The 20697-nt window shown below is 60.7% G+C and carries 12 protein-coding genes; 1 reads left to right on the plus strand and 11 read right to left on the minus strand.

The window, feature by feature from the left end; all coding sequences use genetic code 11:
* Nucleotides 1-3: 3 nt before the first annotated feature.
* The 3 genes from AB6V08_RS14920 to AB6V08_RS14930 form a co-directional block, all read right to left on the minus strand.
* Nucleotides 4-510 (minus strand): ferritin-like domain-containing protein, encoded by a 507-nt coding sequence (locus tag AB6V08_RS14920; RefSeq protein ID WP_368543632.1) that lies wholly within the window; start codon nt 508-510, stop codon nt 4-6.
* 16 nt (nt 511-526) lie between these two features.
* On the minus strand, nt 527-1021 hold the full coding sequence (locus AB6V08_RS14925) for a ferritin-like domain-containing protein (RefSeq protein ID WP_368543633.1): 495 nt from the start codon (nt 1019-1021) through the stop codon (nt 527-529).
* A gap of 87 nt (nt 1022-1108) precedes the next feature.
* Entirely contained in the window at nt 1109-1294 is a 186-nt protein-coding gene (locus AB6V08_RS14930) for a general stress protein (protein ID WP_152082126.1), read from the minus strand.
* Between the two features lie 361 nt (nt 1295-1655).
* Here AB6V08_RS14930 and AB6V08_RS14935 point away from each other — a divergent pair, with 361 nt between their 5' ends.
* On the plus strand, nt 1656-2837 hold the full coding sequence (locus AB6V08_RS14935; RefSeq protein WP_368543634.1) for a PLP-dependent aminotransferase family protein: 1182 nt from the start codon (nt 1656-1658) through the stop codon (nt 2835-2837).
* 49 nt (nt 2838-2886) lie between these two features.
* On the opposite strand, the gene nudI is transcribed toward AB6V08_RS14935, so the two are convergent.
* From nudI to AB6V08_RS14975, 8 genes are all read right to left on the minus strand, one after another.
* A complete protein-coding gene (gene nudI, locus AB6V08_RS14940; RefSeq protein ID WP_368543635.1) occupies nt 2887-3312 on the minus strand; it encodes a nucleoside triphosphatase NudI in 426 nt (141 codons plus the stop codon).
* A 41-nt stretch (nt 3313-3353) separates the two neighbouring features.
* Nucleotides 3354-3692 carry a HigA family addiction module antitoxin gene (locus AB6V08_RS14945; RefSeq protein ID WP_368543636.1) on the minus strand — a complete coding sequence of 113 codons (339 nt, stop codon included), beginning with the start codon at nt 3690-3692 and terminating at the stop codon, nt 3354-3356.
* Between the two features lie 7 nt (nt 3693-3699).
* Nucleotides 3700-3999, minus strand: a complete 300-nt coding sequence (locus tag AB6V08_RS14950) for a type II toxin-antitoxin system RelE/ParE family toxin (protein ID WP_368543637.1) — start codon at nt 3997-3999, stop codon at nt 3700-3702.
* 389 nt (nt 4000-4388) lie between these two features.
* Entirely contained in the window at nt 4389-5558 is a 1170-nt protein-coding gene (locus tag AB6V08_RS14955; protein ID WP_368543715.1) for an HlyD family type I secretion periplasmic adaptor subunit, read from the minus strand.
* A 10-nt stretch (nt 5559-5568) separates the two neighbouring features.
* Complete coding sequence (locus AB6V08_RS14960; protein WP_368543638.1) at nt 5569-7755, minus strand: type I secretion system permease/ATPase; 2187 nt, start codon at nt 7753-7755, stop codon at nt 5569-5571.
* Nucleotides 7752-9152, minus strand: coding sequence for a TolC family outer membrane protein (locus AB6V08_RS14965; RefSeq protein ID WP_368543639.1), 1401 nt, complete (start codon nt 9150-9152; stop codon nt 7752-7754). The genes AB6V08_RS14960 and AB6V08_RS14965 overlap by 4 nt, the downstream gene beginning before the upstream one ends.
* A gap of 86 nt (nt 9153-9238) precedes the next feature.
* On the minus strand, nt 9239-19360 hold the full coding sequence (locus tag AB6V08_RS14970) for a BapA/Bap/LapF family large adhesin (RefSeq protein ID WP_368543640.1): 10122 nt from the start codon (nt 19358-19360) through the stop codon (nt 9239-9241).
* Between the two features lie 776 nt (nt 19361-20136).
* Nucleotides 20137-20493, minus strand: coding sequence for a hypothetical protein (locus AB6V08_RS14975; protein WP_368543641.1), 357 nt, complete (start codon nt 20491-20493; stop codon nt 20137-20139).
* Nucleotides 20494-20697 lie beyond the last annotated feature (204 nt).

Genomic DNA, 20697 nt, shown 5'->3' on the forward strand with positions numbered 1-20697 from the left:
GGGCTATTTTTTGGCTTCCACGCCCGGGGCGTCCGAGCGCAGCAGGAACTGCTCGGTGGTTTGCGGAAGGTGCGTCACCAGCCAGTCTGCCATCTGCCGCTCTTCGGCGAGGATGGTTTCCAGCGCCGGAACCGAGGCGGTATCTCCCGCCTGTTTCGCGGCGGTAATCAGCGCGGTGTAGCAGGCCATTTCGAACTGCTCAAACACGTAGCCGCTGATGGCGCCCTTGACGATTTCATCCGACGGGAACATGCCGCCAATCGACTGCCCCAGCGCCGCCATTTTGCTCATCGAATCTTTCAAGACCGAACGTGAAATATCATTGCGATCTAAAATTTCATCCAGCAGTGTGATTTGACGTTTTGTCTCATTGAGGTGCTGCTCAATTCTGGCGCGCAAATCCGGGTAGTTATCGATCCGGCTGGCCATGGATTCAAGCATCGATTCCGCCTGCTTTTCCATGGCGTGGGCGTCGCGCAGCCAGTCGTGGTAGTGTTCAACGTGATTCATTTCATCACTCCCTTTCTCACGCCTGTGCGTGCTGGTTGATGTTGCCGACGGCTAAATCGGTGAGTTTGAGATCCGTTTCTTTCTCTTCTTCCAGCGTTTCAGCCAGCAGCTTGACTGCTTTTTTATACCCTAACTGCTCTGCCAGGGTCGCCAGGGTGCCGTAGCTGGAAATTTCGTAGTGTTCGACCTTTTGCGCGGCGGCGATCAGCGCGGCATCCCGCACTTCGTTTTTGTCGGTGCTCTCAATCACTTCGTTGGCCTCTTCAATGAGCCCTTCCATCGCCACGCACTTCATCCGTTTCAGCTTGATGCCGGACTCCTGCTCAACGATCTGGTCGATACGTTCGATATGCCCCTGGGTCTCTTCGAGGTGGGCGCTGAACGCCGCGCTTAGCTGCTCGTTTGACGCGGCGCGCGCCAGCTTAGCGAGCCCGCGGGTCAGCTGCTTCTCTGCGCTGTAGGTATCGGACAGGAGGTGGATAAAGACATCTTCAATGCTTTTCATATTCATAAGGCTGACCTTTTGTCAGAAAAAAATACTGCGAGCCAGAAGACTCGCAGCTTCGACATTAATTTCGTGAGAAATTAAGGGTATTGATCAGGAGTTATCAGACTTACGGCCTCCGCCGTGGCTGTTTTGACCCCCTTTCTTACCAGCTTCAGATGCGCGTTGCGGATCGTTTTTAAAGTTCCCGCCGCTGTGCTGACCCCCTTTACGACCTGCGTCTGATGCTTTTTCACGGTCTTCAGCGAAATTACCGGAACCACCACGATGCTCTGCCATATATAAACCCTCATATGTGTTTATGTCAGTGAAATACGCATTGTCCAGCGCGTATTTGTTGTCGTTCAGAACTAAGGCTAGTGGAATATTTCGACGTTGAACGTAGCGGTAAAAATCAGGGGGTGGCGATTTTACAGAGAAAAGCGCGCAATTATTCCGCTTCGCTTGTTACGCATATATTTCATGCTTATTAGCGAGGTGCGGGAAACTATTCCCCTTCGTTCTACCTCGTTTTTTCCGGGGGGTAAGCGAAGCGCGGCTATTTACGTTACTTTACGTTTTTGGCGAAGCGGGGGTTATCAAAATGACGGACATATGGTACTAAGAGAGAGATCATAAAAAAAATGAAGGGTCCAACAGCATGTCATCCCAAAAACTCGCCGCAAGCGTGCAAAGTCTGCAATCATCTGCCATCCGTGAACTCCTCAAACACAGTAAAATGGCGGGGGTCATTTCCCTCGGCGGCGGTATTCCCAATCCAGATCTTTTCGATCGTGAAGGGCTCAAAATCGCGTCAGATGCCGTCTTATCCCGGCAGTTTGGCGAAGCCTTCCAGTACGGTCTGACCGAAGGCGTGCCGGCGCTGCGCGACGCTATCCAGCGTATTTCAGCCGAACGCGGCATTCACTGCCACGCCGACGACGTGGTTATTACGTCCGGTTCGCAACAGTCCCTCGACGTTCTGGCCCGCGCGCTCATTAATCCTGGCGATATTGTGGTGGTTGAGCGCCCAACCTATTTAGCGGCGCTGCAGGTATTTGGCCTGGCGCAGGCGCAATTTGAATCCGTGGGCACCGACGGCGACGGTATGATTGTGGACGAACTCGAAGCGCTGGTGGCAAATAAAACCATTAAAGCGGTTTATATTGTTCCGACATTTGGTAATCCAGGCGGGGTGACGCTTTCAGAAGCGCGTCGTAAACAGCTGGTGGAATTATCGAAACGCTATGACTTCGTTATTATCGAAGACGATCCCTACAGCGAAATTAATTATACCGACGAGGTATTCCGTCCTTTAATCGCTCACGCCAAAGATATTGGTAATGAAGAGAATGTGGTGTATACCTCGACCTTTTCTAAAATTCTCGCCCCGGGCACCCGCGTGGGCTGGGTGATTGTGCCGGAGTGGCTGAAGCGCGCGGTGGTGAATCTGAAGCAGACCACCGATCTGCATACCAGCACGCTGTCTCAGCTGATGACTCTGGAATACCTGAACACCGGCCGCCTGAAGGGGCAGATTGCCACGATCCGTGAGGCATACCGTCAGAAGTACCAGACGTTTGCCAATGCGCTGGAAGCCGAGCTGGGTGACGTCATGACCTTCCACAAGCCGAAGGGCGGCATGTTCCTGTGGGCGAAAATGAATAACGGCATCGATACCACCCGCTGGCTGGAAAAGACCCTGAGCAACGGCGTGGTATTTGTGCCGGGCGAGTTCTTCTACTGCAACGAGCCGGATCGCGCCACGCTGCGTATGTCCTTCGTGACGCCAACGGATGAACAGCTGCTCGAGGCGGTAAGACGCCTGAAAATCTCGCTGTAACGGCCTGCGCTCATCGTGGCATTCGCTGCGATGAGCATTCCCTCAGACGCTACAGCAGCCCTTTCTGCGCCAGCGTGATGCGCGTGGCTTCGTTGAGATCCAGCGTTTTCAGCGCCTCCGGCTGAACCCACGCCACCTCCTGAAACTCTTCGTTAAACGTCACCTCGCGGTTGGCGCTGTAGCAGTCGAAGATCAGGTAAATCATATAAATCTCTTCCGTGGTGCCGTCGGCGTAGGTTTTTACCCGGATGTCATCGCGAAACGCCCAGGGCTTCACGTCGGTGATGACGAGGGCTTCGCCCAGCTCTTCTTTCATCTCCCGACGCAGCGCCTGCTCCATGGTTTCGCCCGGCTCCATCCCGCCGCCGGGAAGCGCCCACTGGCCGGGAAACACGCCGCGGTCATCGGCCATTTTGCACAGCAGATAAGCCCCGTTGTTCTGGATAATCGGACAGACAATGGTACGTTGACGCATGGTTCCTCCTGGAAGGATGGGGGTTTCAATAAGCGAAGAGGTTAAGCGATATCCGTTTTTCGCGCTGCCAGAATTTCCGCCGCGGTTTTGACCCGGCTTAACTCTTCCTGCATGCGGGCATCGGTTTGCGCTTCCCAGATATCGAGATTGAGTTGCAGGTTCAGCCAGAACTCAACGCTGGTGTCGAATGCCTTAGCAAGCCTGATGGCCATGTCGGCGGTCAGTTTACGGTTGTTGTTGACCAGCGCACTGATGGTGTTGCGGTGCACGTTGAGCATGTCGGCCAGATCGGTGATTTTGAGATTGAGCGGCTCAAGATATTCATACTGCAATACATCGCCTGGCGTGGTCGGTTTGCGGAGTGCTTGTTGGTGTGCCATAGGGGTCTCACATATGCAGGGTGTATTTATGGGCGGAAAGATAGAGATCTTCTGCTTTTCCTTCATTCCATATGAACACCAGTCGGTATTGTTTGTTGACACGAATTGATGAAAATCCCGACAGCGGTGGTTTTAATAGTTCATACCGGTTTCCGGGAGGCGATCGCAGATCTTTATAAGACGTAGCCGCATGGATAATGTCCAGCTTTCTCGCCAGTACTGACTCCAGGTTTGAAGGAATCACGTTAGAAGATTTTCCATAGCGAAAGAAATCCTCAAGCCATTGATCGCGAAAATGATTAATCATAATGCATGGTAGCTCCAGTCCGTGAAGCTGAATGGATAGTAATGCACCGTAGCACAGTGCGCAAGTGCGTTTTCTAAAACTTAAGCGTCAGTGTTGCGCAATGCAAAAATAAACGGAAGAGGGTGAAGAGAGAGAAGTTTAATCCTGCGAGGCGGCTTCAGGGAAAAGGTATAGCTTTGCAACTTCCTGCGCGCTGTTGCCCTCACCCCGACCCTCTCCCACGGGGAGAGGGAGAAGAAACGGGCGGACACGTCACCTTCTCCCACGGGGAGAGGGAGAAGAAACGGACGGACACGCCAACCTCTCCCACGGTGAGAAGGAGAAGAAACGGGCGGACACGCAACCATCCCCCCAAAGGGGCGAGGGGATGGCTTCGTGCCGTTATCCCATCAGCGCTCCCTCAGCGCCTCTTTCGCCCGGTTGAACGGCTTGATCATATAGTCCAGCACCGTTTTCTCCCCGGTCTTGATATCCACCGTTGCAATCATCCCCGGCACTATCGAAAAATGCCGTCCCGCCTTATTCACCAGATAGTCCTGCCCGGTGCGAATAAACACCCGGTAATAGAACACCTCCGGCTTGGCTTCGTCCTGAATGGTGTCCGGGGAGATGGTTTCCACCACGCCGTGCAGCCCGCCGTAAATGGCATAGTCGTAGGCGGTGATCTTCACCAGCGCCTTCTGGCCGGGGTGGATAAAGGCGATGTCGCGCGGCGACAGGCGGGTTTCAATCAGCAGGTGATCGTCCACCGGGACAATCTCCATCAGCTCGCCGTTGGGCGGGATAACCCCGCCGATGGTGGTCACCTTGATGTTTTTCACAATGCCGCGCACCGGGGAGCGCACGGTCAGGCGGGTGACGGAATCTTCACGCCCCTTCAGGATCGCCGAGAGCATATCCACTTCGGCATTGGCTTTAGACAGCGCCTCGCGCGCCTGGACGTAATACTGCGAACGCACGTCGGTGAGCTTCAGCTCCAGATCGCTTTTTTGCCGCTGGAGGCGCAGCACCTCAACGTGGCTGGCGGCGCCGCTTTTCGCCAGGCGCTCGGTAATCGCCAGCTCTTTGTTCGCCAGGCTCAGGGCGGCGTTGAGCTCCCGCTGGGTGTCCTCCAGCTGCGCGCGGCGGGATTTATAGAGGTGGGTTTCGGTGGCGAGCAGATCCGGCCAGGCCTTGAGCGATTCCGGGAACACCAGCGGGCGATCGTTCACCTCGGCGGTTAAGCGCACGCTGGAGGCCAGCGACGCGCGGTAGCGGGCGGCGCTTTCCCCCACGTTGGACTCCGAGCGGGTCGGATCGAGCCGGGCGAGAACCTGCCCGGCCTGCACCTGATCGCCCTCGTGGACGCTCAGCTCGGTCAGGATCCCGCCGTCGAGGGACTGCAAAACCTGCTCGCGGGAGCTGGGGATCACCTTGCCCGTCCCGGTTGACACTTCATCCAGAATGCCGAACCACGCCCACACGCCGGTAACGATAAACAGCAGCAGCGTCCAGATGACAATGCGCCGCGCCCCGGAGTACCCGGTCTCTGAATCCAGCGCGTTGTCCAGGTCGTCCATCGTAGTGGCATCATGCTGACTGGTTTTCATTTTTCCACTCCCGTCCGTTCGCCTGCTGCTGCATACGGCTGTTGTTGAGGGCCTGCGCTTTCGGCGCGTCCATGACCAGCATTCCTTCTTTTAGCACCACCACGCGCTCGACCAGCTCCATCACCGGCACGCGGTGGGTGGCGACAACCAGCGTGCGGTTGCCGAGCCACTGCCCCAGACGCTGGATAAACTCGCGTTCGGTGTGCTCGTCCAGCGAGGCGGTCGGTTCGTCGAGCAGAACGATATTGGGATCGCGCAGGAGCATACGCGCCAGCAGAATCGACTGGCGCTGCCCGCCGGACAGCCCCACGCCGTTCTCCATAATCGGGTAGTCGAGCCCCTTCGGCAGCTTCTGCACAAAGCTTGCCGCGCCGCACATCTCCAGCACCTCGAAGATCGCCTCGTCGGTGGCGCGCGGCAGCCCGAGGGTGACGTTTTCCCGCAGGGTGCCGTGGAACAGCCGGGCGTTCTGAGTCATAAAGCCGACGTTGCGCCGCAGATCCGCCACGTCCAGATGCGGCAGGCTCAGGTTGTCGAGGCGAAGCTCGCCGCTCGCCAGATCCATCCCGCCCGCCAGCGCCTGCAGCAGCGTCGATTTGCCCGCGCCGTTGCGCCCCAAGATGGCGACGCTCTCGCCCGGCTTGATCTCCAGACGGTTGATGCGCAGCGCCATGCGCGGATCTTCCGGGTGATAGCGAAACTGCGCCTGATCGAAAAGATAGTGGCCGTGCAGCACGTCCTGGCGGATCGGCGTCTCTTCCCGCTGGTTCTCGGTGGGCAGCTGCATGATGCTGTCCAGCCCCTCTTTGGCGGCTTTCACCTGCTGCCAGCGCGCCAGCACGCCGCACAGGGTCGCCATCGGGGCGATCATGCGCGAGGCCAGCATCGACGCGGCGACCACCGAGCCGGTGGTTAAAGTGCCCTCGATCACCATCGGCGCGCCCACCACGATCACCCCGGCATACACCAGGCTCTGGATCGTCATTCCCCAGTTGATCAGCCCCTGGCTCAGCTCGCGGGTGCGCAGGCCGGACTCGGCAGTGATCTGGATGTAGCTGTTCCACTGTTGCAGGAAGCGGTTTTCCGCCTGCATCAGCTTGATGTCCTCCAGCCCCTGCACGCTCTCCACCAGCACCGCGTTGCGCAGGGTGGATTCATGGGCGGATTGCTTCGCCAGCGTCGCCAGCTTTTTTTGCAGCAGCAGGCCGGGCAGCACCATCAGCACGGCGGCGACCGGGGCTATCCACGCCAGCGGCGGGGCGATGATCGCCAGCACCACCACGAACAGCAGAAAGAAGGGCAGATCCACGATGGTGGAGATGGTGGAGGAGGTCACCATCTCGCGGATCTGCTCCAGCTCGCGCAGCTGGGAGATAAAGCTTCCGGTCGAGCGCGGCACGGCGCTGTTGCGCAGCCGCAGCGCGTGGCCAAACACCCGGTCAGACACCCGCAGGTCGGCGCGCTTGCCGAGAAGATCCATGATGTGGCCGCGCGCGATGCGCAGCACAAAGCCAAACAGGGTGGCGATCAGCACGCCGATGGTCAGCACGTACAGCGTGGGGTAGGACTGGGCGGGGATCACCCGGTCATACACCTGCATCGAAAACACCACGCCGGAGAGGGAGAGCAGGTTGATGAACAGCGCCGCCAGCATCACCCAGGTGTACGGGCGCAGGTCGCGCATCACCAGCCGGTAGAGCCAGTCCGGGCGGTATTTTGAAATGTAGGCGTCCACGCGGCTGTCCTTCAGCGCCGCCAGCGGGCGCAGGGCGACAACGTGGCGAATGGTCGGCAGCAGCGCGGTCAGGGACAGGCGGTTGCTTTGCGGGGTGCTGTCGATGAAGCAAATCTCCAGCGTGTCCTCGCCGTCAAAGTGTTCGATGACGCCAATCTTGCCTTCGTGTAGCTCAACCACCACCGGCAGACGCCAGCTGTTGATCGACTCCTCGCTGGCGCGCAAAAGCTGGAACGATAGCCCGGCCTCGCGGGCAAGCTGGGTCAGCGCGGTAGCCATCGGTTTGCCCCGCAGCCAGGGCGCGCCGGCAATCAGCGAGCCGGGGGAGCAGGCCACGCGGTAGTGATCGGCAACGTAGCCGAACGCCTGCGCCCACTGCTCAAGCTCGCGATCCGAAATCGGTTCATCATGGGGGATCTCTGTTTGCGTCATGGCTGGATCTCCACGGACTGGATCGTGCGGTTATCCAGGCTGAATGCGTGTCGCATCCGGCCCGTGTTGTACAGGCAGTTGAGCTGCAGCTGGTGCAGTTGCCCGACGGTTTGCTGCTGGGTGAAGCGCGCCTGGTAGACCTCCTGCTCGGCGTTGAGCACGTCGAGCAGCGGGCGCGAGCCGAGATCCAGATACTGCTGCTGGTAGAGCTCGCGGGTGCGGACGCTGAGCGATTCCTGGCGGGACTGAATTTGCAGCGTGCTGAGCAGGCTCATCACCTGGCTGCGGGACTCCAGCAGCTTTTGCCGCACGTCCACGCGGGTGCGCTGAATGGTGGACTGCGCGGCTTCCACCGCGTGTCCGGCGGCGTTGCGCCGTGCTGTAAGCCCGCCGCCCTGGTAGAGCGGCATCTGCACTTTCACCCACGCCGAGTACTGGGTGCGATCCAGCGTGCCGTGTCCGGCGTAGTTGTCATTCATGTAGTGACGCACTTCCGGCTCCAGCGAGATGGTCGGCGTCATCTGGGCGTTGGCGTAGTCCAGATTGGCCTGCGCCACGTTGGCCTGCGCCCAGGCGGCCAGCACCGCGGGCACCAGGCGATCGTCAGGCTCGGCGATGTCGCAGCTGCGCTTCAGGCTGTCCGGGAAGTCGTTGCTGATGGCGCCGAGCGAGTTCCAGCCGAGGTTGCTCATCAGCGTGGCGCGGGAGCTGTCCAGATTGGCCTGATACTGCATCAGCTGCGCGCGGGCGCCTTCGATACGGGCGTCGGTTTGCACCACGTCGGAAAGGGAGGTGGCTCCCTCGTCGTTACGCTGTTTGGTCAGCTTGCCGATGGCGTCGAGGGCGTCGAGCTGCTCCCGGGCGGTGTCTACCATCTGCTGCCAGGTCTGCACCTGCACCATCGCGGTAGCGGTGTCGTGGGCGATGGTATCAATGCTCACCAGCACGTTGGCCTGCTGCTGGGCAACCCCGGCGTTTTCGGCGCGCACCTGGCTTGCCACCTTGCCGAAGTCATAGAGCATCTGTGAAAGGGATAACACCAGAGAGGGGGTAAAGCCGGAGTCGCTGCCGTCGTGGGTATAGCCGTTGTCCATCCCGGCGTTCACCTGCGGATAGTATTTCGATTTGGCGACGTCCACCTGCTCTGACTGTTCGTAAAGCTTGCCGACCGCTTCGCTGATGGTCGGGTGCCAGGACACGGCGCGCACCACCGCGTCGTCCAGCATCAGTACGCCGGGCGGGGTTTTACTGGCCGGCAGCGCCACGCGGCCTTCCAGCGAGGGGAGTTCTTGTTCGGCGCTCATCTGTTGGGTATTGATAACTACCGCATGAGCGTGGAATACGGGCACAGCAGTCAGGCAGCACGAGAGCCACCAGCGAGGCATTCTTTTTCTCATGGCATGTCCCTAATAAAAAAGTACCGCTTTATTTTGTCTATGCCCGGGCGGCAAGCGCCCGGGTCATTTTTTTACGCTTACGTCTGTCAGGTAATGATGTTGTGGTGCTGATTCACCAGTTCGTCGAAGGTGGTCTGAACATTATCCAGGGTGACCAGGGTGCTTTTAGCGTAGGCACTTCCCGTGCCGTCGCGGTCGATGGAAATCACGGTGTTGTTTCCGCTGGTAGTGACGGACACATAGTTACCGAGCGTTGAGTTCTGCCCGTTCCAGCCCACCAGCAGGTCGCCGATGTCGATCTTATCTCCCTGGGATACGGAGAAGTTCGTCCAGTGATCCCCGCTGCCGTTGCCTCCGGTTGCGGCGCCTGCGGTGGTGTCGAGGACGTTATAGATCAGCGTGTCGCCATAGACGCTGCCGGTCATGGTGTCGTTGTGGTTGGTGCTGATCATCTGCGGCGACAGGTTGATGGTCAGCGAGGCGTTGTCGGTCTGGCCGTTGGCGGCGGTCAGGGTGTAGTTAAAGACCTCCTTGCTGGTCATGGTGGCAAGGGAGATCCCGCTGTTCAGCGTGTAGGTGTAGCTGCCGTCCACGCTGAGGGAGAGCGTGCCGTAGTGCCCGACGATCGACGCGCTGGCGTTGCTGGTGGTGTACGGATCCAGCGTCGTGACGTGGCCGTCGTAGCCGGTAATGCTCAGGCGGGTGTTCACCGAGGACAGCTGATCCAGCGCCCCCTGGGAATCCGTACCGTCGTAGATATTGCCCGTCACCAGATGCCCGGCGGTGGTTTCGAAGTTGTTGAGGGATACCGAGGTGCCCGTTACGTATGGAGTGATCGTGATCCCGCCCACGCTGACCGGGCCCGCCGTACCGGTGAAGCTCAGGGTGTAGGTGCCCGCATCCAGATCCAGGTTGCTCAGGTTGATGGTGGTGGAGCCCCCGGTAAACGAGCTGGAGGCAATCGGCGTTGCAGATCCTTGCAGCGTAATCGACCAGGTGACCCCCAGCCCGCCCAGCGGCAGCAGGGAGGAGATGTCAAAGTGCAGCACCACGTTGTGCAGCGCCGTGTTCGGGTCGACGACGAAGGTGCCGCTGCCGGAGGCGCGTGTGGTGCTCAGCAGCGCAGTCGTCCAGCTTGCGCTGCCCACGGAGGTATCGCTCCAGGCCGCGACGTGCTGGGCGGCATCGAAGGTGACCAGCTTGCTGACGTCGTTGATGGCGTCCAGCGCGTGCGGCGTTGGGGTGATGTTGAGCGAGGCGCTGTCCTTATGCCCGGTCGAGTCGGTAATGGTGTAGACAAAGGTGTCAGGCGTGCTGATTTTGTCTGCCCCGGTTCCGGCCTTCAGGGCGTAGCTGTAGTTACCCTGTGAATCAATGGTCAGCGTGCCGTACAGCCCCTGAATAGTGGTCGGCGCGCCGGTGGCGACCTGCACGCCGTTCACCTCCGTGACCGTGGCGGTGATGCCGGTTGGCAGGATGTCGTCCGCCATCACGTTGCCGCTGGTGGAACCGTCGGTGCTGGACACGGTGTAAACGTGATCCTCAAGCACGTTCAGGGTGTACGCGGTCAGGGCGGTGATCCCCGAGGCGGTGTTCAGCAGGAACAGGTACTGCCCCGCCGGGAGTTCCAGCGTCAGCTTGCTGGAGGTGCCCCCCAGCAGCGGCGCGGTCAGCCAGCTCTTATCGTAGCGGTACTGCTGGTAGGTCTGGGTCGCGGCGTTGAACTTATAGACGTAAAGGTCAAACACCGAGCCGATGGCGACCCCGCCAACGCTGGCCTGCAGGGTCATGGTGCGGGTGGTGCCCTGATCGACGTTATAGATAATCGGGTTGCTGAGGTCGCTCAGCACGTCGAGGGTCAGCACGTTCCCGAGCCCGACGCCCACCACCGTGAATCCGCCCTGGGACGAGGAGCCGTTGTCGATGGCGTGAACGCTGGTATCGAAGACAAAGCTCGCCGCGTCATCCACCGCCGTGGCGTGCGCCACCGTGGCGCCGGAGCTGGTGCCGAGCTGGATCACCAGCTGGGCGCTCGCCGTCGCCCCGTTGTGGGCGATGGTGTAGGTGAAGTTCTCCGTGCGGCCGTTGGCGCTGGCGCTGGTGGTGGTCAGGGTGTAGGTGTAGCTGCCGTTGGCGTTGATGGTCAAATCGCCGTACAGACCGTGAACCACGGTCGTGCCGGTGGCATTGACCGTCGTCACCTGACCCTGGGCGTTGGTGACCTGCGTGACCAGGGTGCCGGACGGCGCGTTATCGCTGCCGGACACCGTGTCGTTGTCGGTGATGACGTTACCCGCAACGTTGAGGTTGCTGCCCACGATGGTGCCCGCGCTGGTCTGGGTGACGTCCACGTCCAGGCTGCTGTAAGCCCCGGTCGCCAGCAGGCTGGTGTTATAGGTCAGCACCCGATACTGGCCCTGGGCGAGTCCGGTCAGATTCAGGGACACCCCGTTTGCCCCGAGGGTTAACAGGTTCAGCGTGCTGCCGTCCCCGGAATCCACCACGGTGGTCCAGACGTTGTTGGTGGCATCCCAGTGCTGCACCACAATCTGCATGGTGTTGAGCAGGCTGAGCACCGCCCCCGTGCCGTAGGCGTTAATGTTGATGTTGGCCGACGCGCCCGGGTCAACGGTAAAGGTGACCTGCGCGCTGTTGTCCCCCAGCAGCGAGAGCACGTTGCCCACCGCGCCCACCAGCAGCAGACCGTAATCGCTGTACTGGGCATCGGTCACCGTCGCCGTGGTGGTGAAGTTCAGCTCGTCGAGGTTGTTGGCGGCAGAGAGCGGCAGGTTAGGGGCGGTAACCTGACCCGCCAGCGAGGTATTGCCCGCGGCGTCGGTCGCGTTGAGGGTCAGAATGCCCCCTTCGGTCTGCTTGTTGGCAAAGTTCAGGGTGAAGACGCCGCTGGCGTTGGCAGTGGTGGTATAGGTGGTGCCGTCCGGCAGGCGAATGGTCACCGTGCTGCCCGCTTCGGCCTGTCCGGTCAGCACGCTGCCGTCGGCGTTAAAGGTGCCCGTCGGGATGCCCGGCGCGGTGGTATCCACCACCACGGCGATGCTGCCCGATACCGGCCCGGTGCCCGTGCCGTTGGTGGCGATGGCGGTAAAGGCGTGGGAGCCTTCGCTCAGGGCCGGGGCAGTAAAGCTCCAGTTGCCGTTAACGTCCGCAACGACCGTGCCCATCGACACCCCGTTGTTAAACAGGGTGACGGTAGAGCCCGCCTGCGCGGTCCCGGTCAGCGTCGGGGTATTGTCGTCGGTGCTCTGCCCGTTGCTCAGGGTGCCTTTCACCGTGCCGAAATCATCGGTAACGGTGGTAATCACCGGCGCGCCCGGCAGGGCGGTAATCGGCGCAATGACCGAGGAGGTCAGTCCGGCGTTGCCCGCCTTATCGGTGGCGAAAGCCAGCAGCGTTTCGCCGTTGGTCTGCGCCGGGCTGATGGTGGCGGTAAAGTTGCCGCTACCGTCCGCCGTGGCGGTGCCAAGCACCGTGCCGCCGCTGGTGGTGATGGTGACGGTGCTGCCCGCTTCCGCGGTACCCGTTACGCGGGTGCCGACGTTGACCACCGCCAGACCGCCCGGCACCAGCGGCGCAATGGTATCCACCACAATCGAGGTGATGGCCGAGGCCGCGCTGGTGTTGCCCGCGGCATCCGTCGCGGTCACGGTAAAGTTATGCTGCCCGTTGGTCAGCACGGTGGTGGTCTGCGGGAGCGTCCAGTTGCCGTTGGCGTCCGCCGTGACCTGGCCGACGAGCGTCGCGCCGTCGTAAATTCTGACCACGCTGTTGGCTTCCGCCGTACCGTTCAGCGTTGGCTGGGTATCGTTGGTCGGGTTCGAGCCGATAATCGGCCCGGTGACAGTGCCCACATCGTCCACGATGGAGGTAATGGTCGGCGCGGTCGGCGCCGTGGCATCCACCACCAGGGTGAAGGTGTTTGAATCGCCGCTGACGTTACCCGCCGGATCGCTGGCGGTGGCGCGCAGGGTGTGCGAGCCGTCCGCGAGCGGGGTGGTGGGGGTAAAGCTCCAGCTGCCGTTGGTGGCCACCACGCTGCCGAGCAGGGTTGAGCCGTCGTAAATACGCACCACCGAGCCCGCGACCGCCGTCCCGGACAGGGTCGGTTTGCTGTCGTCCGTGAGCTGGCCGACAGTCAGGTTGCCGGTAATTGGGCCGATATCGTCAGCCACGGTGAGGATAACCGGCGGCGCTGGCGGCGTGGTGTCGACGGTAATCAGGAACGGCGCGGACGGATCGCTGGCGTTTCCGGCGGCATCCACCGCCACCGCCGTCAGGCTGTGGGTGGTTTCGCTCAGGTTGGCGTTCAGCTGCAGCGACCAGTTCCCGCTGATATCGGCGGTGGTGGTGCCGAGCAGCTGCGTGCCTTCGTAGATGTTAATGGTCGCCAGCGGTTCGCTGGTGCCTTTCAGCAGCGGCTGGGCGTCGTCGGTGAGCTGCCCGGTGCCGAGCGGCCCCTGAATCGCACCAACATCGTCAACCGCCTGGGTAATCGCCGGGGCGGCCGGCGGCGTCAGATCAACCACCACCACAAACGGCGACGAGGCCGGGCCGGTGTTGCCCACGGCGTCGGTGGCGGTAAAGGTAAAGCTGTGGCTGCCCTCGGTCAGCGCGGTAGGGGTGAAGTTCCAGATCCCCGTCCCGTCTGCCGAGATTTGGCCAATCTGCTTGCCGTTGTCGTAAACGACGATCAGGGCGTTGGCTTCCGCCGAGCCGCCGAAGGTTGGCGTGGCGTCGTTCGTCGAGCCTCCGTTGCCGATAGCCACCGTCGGGCCAGCGTCGTCAAGAACGCTAACCACCACCGGTGCCAGTGGAGCGCTGGTATCGACGGTGAAGCTGACGGTCGCGCTGCCGGTGCTGGTATTGCCGGCCGGATCGGTGGCGTTGATGGTCAGGGTGTGCGACCCCTCGCCAAGCGCGGTGGTCGGGGTGAACGTCCACGTGCCTGCGGCGGTCACGACCGCCGTGCCGATCTCCGTCGCGCCGTCCCGGATGTGGATAGTCGAGCCCGCTTCCCCGGTGCCGCTCAGGGTTGGGCGGCTGTCATCGGTGCGTCCGTTAGCGGCAATTTGCCCGGTAATCGTGCCCGCGTCGTCCAGCACGCCCGTTACGACAGGGTCGGCTGGCGGTGTGGCGTCAACGGTGATGGCAAAGGCCGGCGTGGCGGTGGACACGTTGCCAGCGTCATCGCTGGCGTACACGCGCAGGTTGTGCACGCCGTCGCCCAGCGCGGTGGTCGGGGTGAAGCTCCACGCGCCCCCGGTGACGATCGCCGTCCCTATCTGCACGCCGTTGTCCAGAATGTGAATGACGTTACCTTCGGTGCCGGTTCCGCTCAGGGTCGGCAGGCTGTCGTTGGTCAGCTGCCCGTTGGTGAGGTTGCCCACGGCTCCCTGCACGTCGTCAGCGACCGTATCGAGCGTGGGCTGGGCAGGCGGCGTGGTGGAGATGGTAATGGCGTAGCCGTCCGACACCGTGCTCTGGTTGCCCAGCGCGTCGGTCGCCACCACCGTGAAGTTGTGCGGGCCGTCCGGCAGGGCTTTCGACGGCGTGAAGGTCCAGCTGCCGCTGCCGTCCGCCACCGCCGTACCCAGCACCGCGCCGTTGTCGCTGATGGTCACCGTGCTGCCCGCTTCGGCTGTACCGTTCAGGGTTGGCGTGGTGTCGTTAGTGGCGGCGTTTTTATCAATGCCGCCCACGAACAGCGGCACGTCGTCGGTGATGGTATCGATCGTTGGCTTGTCCGGCGCGGTGGTGTCGATATTCACCACAAACGGCAGGGAAGGGGCGCTAGGGATGCCCAGGTGAGTCACGGTAATCGTGTAGGAGTGGGCTCCGTCTATCTGTACGCCGGGCGTGAAGCTCCAGGCTCCATTCTCCAGCCCCGTCGCGACGCCGATGGGAACATTGTTGTCGTAGATGGTGATGATATCCCCCACCCCGGCGGTGCCGCTCAGGGTCGGGTTGCTGTCGTTAGTCCACTGCCCGCTGGTGAGCGGCCCGACGTAAGGCGGCACATCGTCCGTCACGGCGCCGATGACCGGAATGCCGGCAGAAGTCGTAGCAATGTTGACGGTTGCGGCGGCCGAAGGATCGCTTGTCGCCGTGCCAACGGTTGCCGTGGCGGTAAAGGTGTGCTGACCGTTCAAGAGCGGAGAGGTCAGCTCGAAGCTCCAGGTGGTCTGGGTAGGCCCAAGCGTAATGGTCGTCAGCACCGCACCGTCCTGGTAAATCGTCACGGTGCTGCCCGCCGCAGCCGTACCGTTCAGCACCGGGAGCGTGTCGTCCGAGGTACTGCCTTTCACATCGCCCACCAGAACACCAACGTCATCGATAATGGTATCGATGGTTGGCGGCTGCACGGTGCCCGTCACCTCATAGCTGGTCGGATCGCTGGTGTTCCCGGCCTGGTCTTCGGCGGTCACCGTCAGGTTATTGCCCGACGTCTGCGGCGGGGTCAGAGGGATGCTGAAGTGGTTGTTGCTATCGGCGGTGCCGGTGCCGATCAGGTTGTTGTTGGCATCGCGGATCTCCACCGTTGAACCGGCTTCCGCCGTTCCGGACAGGGTGGTGCCCTGCACGTTAATGGTGATATCTGACGGCTGCGCGGGGGCTAAGGTGTCCACCGTCACGGTAATCGGCGCGCCGCTCGCGCTGACGTTCCCGGCCTCGTCTTTTGCCGTGGTGGTAAAGGTGTGATCCCCCTGGCCCAGCGTCGACGGCTGGAAGCTCCAGTTGCCGTTGATATCCACCGTCGCCGTACCCACCGGGCCTTTCGTGCCGTTGTAGTCGTCGTAAATGGTGATCGTATCCCCGGCGGTGCCCGTGCCGCTCAGCACCGGACGCGGATCGTTGGTGGTGCCGTTATTGGCAATCACCCCGGTGTTGGCGTCCACGTTATCGGTAATCACCGGCGCGGACGGCGTTGCCGGAGGATCGGTATCGATAATGATCGTCGCCCCGTGCGAGGCGGCGCTCTCGTTGCCCGCGCCGTCCTTATCGGTGGCGGTCAGGGTGATGTTATAGGTGCCGTTTGGCAGCGGGGTTTCCGGCGTCCACGTCCAGTTTCCGCTGCCGTCGACCTCGGCGGTGCCCAGCACCGTATTCCCGTTGTAGATGGTGATGATATCGCCCGCCGTGCCCGTGCCGCTCAGGGTCGGCGTGGTGTCGCGGGTCGGCTGGCCCGGCGGCAGCGTAACGTCCACGCCGTCCGGGTTCACGGTAACGACCGGCGTGGATGGCGCGTCGGGCGCAATGGTGTCGATCACCACTTCAAACGGATCGGAGGTGGTGGTATTCCCGGCGGCGTTGGTGGCAACCGCGGTTATCTGGTGCGAACCTTCCCCGAGCGGCAGCGGCGGCGTAAAGCTCCAGTTGCCGGACGCGTCGACCGTCGCGTTGCCCAGCAGCTTATCGCCGTCGTAAATGGCGACGGTGCTGCCCGCCTCGGTTGTACCTTCAAACAGCGGTCGGGTGTCGTCGGTCGGCGTTCCGCTGGTAATCGGGCCTTGTACGCTGCCCACGTCATCCGTTACGTCGCCGATGGTAGGCTTATCGGGCGCGACGGTGGAGAGGTTAAGCACAAAGTCGCTGGAGGTGGTGCTGTGGTTCCCGGCAGCGTCCACCGTCACGAAGCTGAGGTTGTGCGTGCCGGTGGTAAAGGCGTTGGCACTGGACGGCGTCCAGGTCCACGACCCGTTGGCGGCTACCAGCGCGGTGCCGATCACCACGCCGCCCTCGACGATGTTAATGGTCGCGCCCGGCTCCCCGGTGCCGTTGAAGGTTGGGGTGGTGTCGTTGGTCAACTGCCCGCTGACGATGTTCCCGGTACTGGCGGCGGCGTCGTCAATCACTTCGCTGATGGACGGCGCGTTCGGTGCCTGGGTGTCAACGGTGATGGTCCAGGAGGCCGACCAGCCGCTCTCCTGGCCTTTGCCGTCCACGGCTTTGGCGGTAATGACGTTCCCGCCCTCCACCAGATGCACGTCCGCCGGGAAGCTCCAGGTGCCGTCTGCCTGCACGACCGTTGAGCCAATCTTGTTGCCGTTGGTGTAGAGATCGAGCGTGGTGCCCGCCTCCCCGGTGCCGTAGATGGTCGGGTGGCTGTCGTTGGTCACGCCGCCGTTGGCGACGCTGCCTGTAAAGTCATCCACGTTGTCCGTGACGCCGATAATCACCGGCGTTTCGGCCGGAGTAATATCCGGCGCAACGATGCTGGCTGGCCCGCCGGTATTGCCCGCTGGATCGGTGGCCTGGGCGGTTAAGGTTTCCCCGTTCGCCTGAGACGGGACGAGCTTCACCGAGAAGTTACCCTGATCGTCTACCTTGACGGTGCCGACCGTCGTCGTACCGTTGCTGACGGTCACGGTGCTGCCCGCTTCGGCCTTGCCGGTCAGGGTGGTGCCATCGTCAGAGATGGCCAGGTCGGTCGGCGCGGCGGGCGGCGTGGTGTCCGGTGCCGTGGCATGGGCAGGCTGGCTGGTGTTGTTCGCGCCGTCGGTTGCCGTGACCTCCAGAATCTCACCGTTTTTCTGCGGTGGGGAAATGGTGACGTCGAAATTGCCGTTGCCGTCGGCCGTGCCGCTGCCGATCGGCTGGCCGTTTTGATCCTTAACGACCACGGTGCTGCCCGCTTCGGCTTTCCCGGTGACGTGATCGCCATCCTGATTCACCACCACCCCGGTTGGGATCTGCGGAGGGGTGGTATCCGGCGCCGTCAGGCTGGCTGGCGTACTGTTGTTGCCCGCCTCGTCGGTAGCGATAACGGACAGCTTTTCACCGTTCGCCAGCGCCGGGTTGAGGGCGATGGTATAGTGCCCGGTGGCATCGGCCACTGTACTGCCAATCACGGTTCCGGCTGCGTTTTTGATGGTCACGGTGCTGCCCGCTTCCGCCGTCCCGGTGATCTGATCCCCCGCGCCGTTGATTTGCGCGACCGGGGTCGCAGGCGGCTGGGTATCGATAATAAAGTTCAGGGCGCCGGACATGCCGCTGGTGTTGCCTGCCGGGTCGGTGGCGGTGATCGTCAGGGAGTGCGACCCTTCAGACAACCCGCTGCCGGGGGTAAAGCTCCAGTTGCCGTTGGCATCCACCTTGGTTTCGCCAATTTTCACCCCTTTGTCGTACAGGGTGATGGTATCGCCGGGTTCCCCTTTACCGCTCAGGACGGGCGTTTTGGCATGGGTATACTGGCCGCCGAGAATCGGCACGGTGGTCGTGCCGCTGTTATCGCTGGCGCTCAGCACGCCCGGCGTGGCGGGCGGCGTGGTATCGATAACCACCGTAAACGCAGGCGAGGCCGGGCCGGTATTGCCCGCGGCGTCGGTCGCGGTGGTGGTGATGCTGTGCGAGCCTTCGCTCAGCCCGGTCGACGGCGTGAAGGACCACTTCCCGTCGCTGCCCGCCGTCACCGTGCCGATGGCCTTGCCGTTGTCGTAAATCGTGACTTTTGCCCCCGCTTCAGCGGTGCCGCTGAAGGTCGGACGGGTATCGTCGGTGGTTTGCCCGCGGGTTAACGCCCCCTGAATCGAGCCCACGTCATCTTTCGCGCCGGAGATAACGGGCGCTGCGGGAGCGGTGGTGTCAGGATTATTGCCGCCGGTATTGCCACCGCCGGTATTTCCACCACCCGTATTGCCGCCGCCCGTATTGCCACCACCCGTATTACCGCCGCCGGTATTCCCACCGCCCGTGTTGCCACCGCCGGTATTTCCGCCGCCCGTGTTACCGCCGCCGGTATTGCCGTTATTATCACTGCCGCCATCACCGCCACCACCGCCTGCCGCAAGGGCCACGCCCCCGCCGACGGCAACGGCGCCAAGCACCCACGGCCAGATCGCGCCGCCCGTGGAGGAATCCGTCCCGGCGGCAGCAATCAGCGCATCCGTAGAGGCAATCGACTCGTACTGCGCGACGCCAGCCGGATCTTCCACCCACCACAGCGCGCCGTTGCTCTCTTCAAGCACCAGCTGGCTCAGGCCCTGGGCGTCCGTCACGTAGAAGTTTTTGATGGTGATGGTTTCACCCGAGTTCAGGGTAATCACCAGGTCATTGCTGCTGCGGGCAAAGTGATTAATCTCGGAGCGTTCAAGATGGAGTTCAACGATTGAAGAGTGGCTCAGCGTAACCTGACTGCCCTCGGTCGTTGTTTCCACGCCGGTTAATTTTGAGATAACAGATATTTTGCTCATAGGGTTACGGCTCCCGCAGCGAGGCTATTTGGATTAGCAACTCTCTTTTGATTTCTTCAGGGCGAACGAGGCCCGCCAGTTTGAAGAGTGGCTATGCGATGTATAAACATGTTATTTACGGCTGGTGAAATTATTTACAGTCGTTATTTACGGCAAAACCCTTTTATTAACAGTGGTATTTTTTAAACAGGCATGAAAATGATATAGCCAGAAAAAGAGAAATACGCAAATTGGGTGAAAGTAAATAAAAACAGGGTAAATAAGTCTTAGATTTCCGGGTCGTATCAGGCTGTAGGCCTTGCTCTGCGCGGGGTGTAAGGAAGCGGGGGTGAAAATGGATGAAGATTTTGTGATATCTGTTACGTTTATTTTTGTGAGTATTTTACGGTAGCTTAATACTAATTTAAGTCTGGTTATATAACTTAGGGAATATCATATATTATGTTTAGCGGGATTTTTTTTAATTTCTTCGTTGCGCGATAAATATAATCTGCTAACGAGGGTTAATTCAATCTTTTTTGCGTAAAAGAGGTATTAAAAATATATGTCATGGAGTTGCTTTGCCGCTGCGTTGAAAAATCGCTTCAGTTAAAGAATAAAAAAGCATTGGCGCATTAACGGCATGCACAGCCAACCGTATATACCCGGAGCACAGCCTGAAGAGGCTAATCGCCCCCCGCTTGCGCTCGCGCCGGGCGGAACCGGGCTGAAGAGGGCAGGGGAGTGGGCATAAAAAAAGACCCGGCGTTCGGCGCCGGGTCTTTTTATCAGAAACATTACTCAGTGACTTTCTTTTCCAGCTCGGAAGCGCCTTCTTTGGTCTTGTTCCAGCCTTTTTCCGCACCTTCTTTGGTTGCATCCCAGCCCTTCTCGGTGCCTTCTTTGGTTTTATGCCAGGCTTTCTGGGAATCTTCACTCACCTTGCTGGAGAAGTTTTCGCTCTTGCCTTCCGCAGCGTGTTTGTTCTTGAGCTTCAGCTCTTCACCTTTGTTCTGCTCTTCATGCAGCTTTTGCTTCGCGTCGTTGGCGTTCGCATTTGCGGCAGCTACGGTTTCGTCAGTGGCGTGTGTGGTCGCGGCAAAAACAGGAGCAGCCAGCAGAACGGCAGATAATGCAATAATTGTCTTTTTCATCATTTATCCTCAATGACTTTTGTGTTTTGTGCGGGATTAATAATGGCACGGGGAATGCGGGGAAGGCTTTAGGAAAAAACTGTAAAAGTTCAGCGACTTCCCTACAGGGTATTTTCCGCGTCAGATCACCACAGGGTTAAATACCCTATTTCCGCCAGCGCAGCGAGGGTCAACAGAATAAACAGAATGATGATAATCGGCCTG

The organism is Enterobacter soli (assembly GCF_964208575.1).
GTDB classification, from domain to species: domain Bacteria; phylum Pseudomonadota; class Gammaproteobacteria; order Enterobacterales; family Enterobacteriaceae; genus Enterobacter; species Enterobacter soli_A.